The 3,430-nt window shown below is 69.3% G+C and carries 2 protein-coding genes; both read left to right on the forward strand.

The window, feature by feature from the left end:
- The first annotated feature begins 156 nt into the window (after window positions 1–156).
- The gene (locus HOV91_RS38605; protein WP_438822731.1) at window positions 157–642 is read left to right on the forward strand and encodes an enoyl-CoA hydratase/isomerase family protein; all 486 of its coding nucleotides are present in this window, start codon (window positions 157–159) and stop codon (window positions 640–642) included.
- A complete protein-coding gene (locus HOV91_RS38610; RefSeq protein WP_174190117.1) occupies window positions 639–2,879 on the forward strand; it encodes a molybdopterin-dependent oxidoreductase in 2,241 nt (746 codons plus the stop codon). The genes HOV91_RS38605 and HOV91_RS38610 overlap by 4 nt, the downstream gene beginning before the upstream one ends.
- The last annotated feature ends 551 nt before the right edge of the window (window positions 2,880–3,430 follow it).

Raw genomic sequence — 3,430 nt, forward strand, 5'->3', positions numbered from 1 at the left:
GACGGCGACCAGGCGGTCCAGATCCATCGAGAAGTACGCCAGGTTCTTGTCGAAGTTGGCCAGCTCGAGCAGTCCGCCGGTGTAGATGTCGGCCTTGCCGACCTCGACTATGCGCCCGAATTCGGCGGCGGCCACGAGATCGCCCTCGCCTGCGACCTGCGCTACGCCGCCGACGCCGACCACGTGCGCCTGGGCCAGATCGAGACACTGGCCAACCTCATCCCCGGCGGCGGCGCGACCCAGCGCCTCACCCGCCTGCTCGGCGCCGCCAAAGCCATCGAGATCACCCTCGAAGGCACGCCCTACACCGCCCAGGAAGCGTTGCGCCTCGGCTTGGTCCACCGCACCATCCCCGCCGAAGACCTCCTCGCCGAAACCCAGGCCACCGCGGCACGACTCGCCGCACGCAACCCCGTCGCCGTCGCCGAACTCAAACGCGCCATCTACTTCGGCACCGACAAATCCCTCTCCCGCGGCCTGGACGCCGAACAAGCCGGATTCGTCTCCGTCGGCACCACCGCCGCGGCCGCCCGCACCACCAAAGCCTTCTTCGAAGACCTCGACCGGCTCGCCGACACCCCCTTCCTCGCCGACCCGCAACCATGGCTGGACGGCACCCGCGTCGACCAGGTGAGCCGATGACCACCCCCACGGCCACCGGAACGTGGCACAAGACCGCCTGCATCCTGTGCGAGAACAACTGCGGACTGCTCATCCAGCTCGAGGACCGCCGCTTCGCCAAGATCCGCGGCGACAAAGACCACGTCGCCTCCGCCGGCTACACCTGCAACAAAGCACTGCGCCTCGACCACTACCAGAACGGCGGCACCAGACTCACCACCCCGCTACGCCGCGAACCGGACGGCACCTTCACCGAAATAGACTGGGACACCGCCATTTCCGAGGTCGCCGCCCGCCTCACCGAAATCAAGGACACCCACGGCGGCGACAAGATCTTCTACTACGGCGGCGGGGGACAGGGCAACCACCTCGGCGGCGCCTACAGCACCGCCCTGCGCCGCGCCCTCGGCAGCCGCTACCGCTCCAGCGCCCTGGCCCAGGAGAAAACCGGCGAAGGATGGGTCGACGCCCACCTCACCGGCGGCCACACCACCGGCGACTTCGAACACGCCGAAGTCGCCGTATTCCTCGGCAAGAACCCCTGGCAATCCCACGGCGTCCCCCGCGCCCGCACGATCCTGCAACAGATCGCCAAAGACCCCGCCCGCACCATGATCGTCATCGACCCGGTGCGCACCGAAACCGCCGACCTCGCCGACATCCACCTGCGCGTACGCCCCGGCACCGACGCCTGGTGCCTGGCCGCCCTGCTCGCGATCCTCGTCCAGGACGACCTGCTCGACCACGCCTTCCTCACCGCACACACCACCGGATCCGACACCGTCCGCACCGACCTCGCCCACATCGACGTCTCCGCCTACGCCGACATCTGCGCAGTCCCCGAGCAACTGCTGCGCAGCACCGCCCACCGCATCGCCGCCGCCCGCAGCGTCGCCACCTACGAAGACCTCGGCGTCCAGCAGAGCCCCAACAGCACCCTCATCTCGTATCTGAACAAACTGCTGTGGCTGCTCACCGGAAACTTCGCCAAACCAGGCGCCATGCAACCCCATTCGTGGATGGCGCCACTGGCCGGATACAACCGCGAGGTCAAACGCAGCCCCGTCACCGGCGCACCCATCCTCGGCGGCATGCTGCCCTGCAACGCCATCGCCGAGGAAATCAACACCGACCACCCCGACCGGTTCCGCGCGATGATCATCGAATCCGCCAACCCCGCCCACTCCCTGGCCGACTCGACCGCATTCCGCGAAGCACTTCACGCACTCGACCTGGTCGTCGTCATCGACATCGCCCTCACCGAAACCGCACGCCACGCCGACTACGTCCTGCCCGCCGCCAGCCAATTCGAGAAATGGGAAGCCACCTTCTTCAACCTCGAATTCCCGCACAACACCTTCCACCTGCGCGCACCCCTGCTCGACCCACTACCGGGCACCCTGCCCGAACCCGAGATCTACGCCCGGCTGCTGCGCGAACTCCGCGCCGTCGGCCCCGGAAAACTCGCCCTCCTACGCACCGCCGCCAAACTCGGACGACGCCCCTACGCCTGGACCTTCGCCGCCCTGCTGGCCACCGACAAATCCCTCGGCGGCCTCGCCCCCTACCTGCTGTACGAAACACTCGGCCCCACCCTGCCCGGCAACGCGCGTTCCGCAGCAGTGCTGTGGGCACTGGCCCAGCGCGTCGCCAAGGTCTACCCGGCCGCGATGCGCCGCGCCGGACATCGCGACGCCGACGCACTGTTCGACGCCATCCTCACCGAACGCTCCGGAGTCACCTTCACCCTCGACGACTACGACGACGCCTGGAACTACCTCCCGCACCCCGACAAACGCATCCCGCTGGCCATCCCCGAACTCCTGCACGCCCTGCGCGAACTCACCACCACCCCAGCCACCCACACCAGCACCGAATTCCCGTTCGTGCTCGCGGCAGGGGAGCGCCGCTCCTTCACCGCCAACACCATCTTCCGCGACGACACCTGGCGCCGCCGAGACCCCGAAGGCGCACTACGCCTCAACCCCGACGACGCCGCCCGCCTCGGCCTCGCTACTGGCGACCGCGCCCGCATCACCACCCGCCGCGGCAGCGCCGTCGCCACCGTGGAGATCAACGACCGCATGCAACCCGGCCACGCCTCGCTACCCAACGGCCTCGGCCTGGACCTGCCCACCGGCGACGGCACCCGGCGCACCGGCGTCGCCGCCAACGAACTCACCGACCTCACCTGGCGCGACGCCATCGCAGGCACCCCCTGGCACAAACACGTCCCCGCCCGCATCGAACCCGCCTGAACCCAATCGAGGACACCCCAGCACGAGCCGCAATCCGGCTCACCGCTGGGTCTGCCTCCCGATGCCCGAGGCGGTGTTCCACACACCTGCGGCCACGCCAGGACGCAGACCCCCTGTGTAGAGCGGGACCACGCCTGTCCGCTCGCTGACACCGCGGCCGTGCTCCGGCGCCTCCGCACAGCAGTTCCGCAGACCCCTCAACCCGGGTCAGCGCCGCGACCGACCCGGAATGCCAGGCGGCGGCCACCTGTCAGTCGGCCGCGCACAATTCGGGCGAGCTACTGCCCGGCCAAAGCGACAGCGTCGCACCGGCTGCCCACACCTCGGCCGAGAAACCCGCTTCGGACCAGGCCCGACACCGGCAGCCGGTGTCGGGCCACACCCGTCAAACAGTCGGCGCGGGCTCCCGCTCCGCCACGACCACGCGATCATCGCGGCGATGACTCGCACTATGGAGGAACTCGCCGCGCTGGCCGGGCCGGAGGGCCGAGCGCTCATCGATCAGAGCGGCCTCACCGTGCGGCGCCCCGACGTATGCCTACCGGTGCCGG

The sequence above is a fragment of the Nocardia barduliensis genome (assembly GCF_013315795.1).
Classification (GTDB): Bacteria; Actinomycetota; Actinomycetes; order Mycobacteriales; family Mycobacteriaceae; genus Nocardia; species Nocardia barduliensis.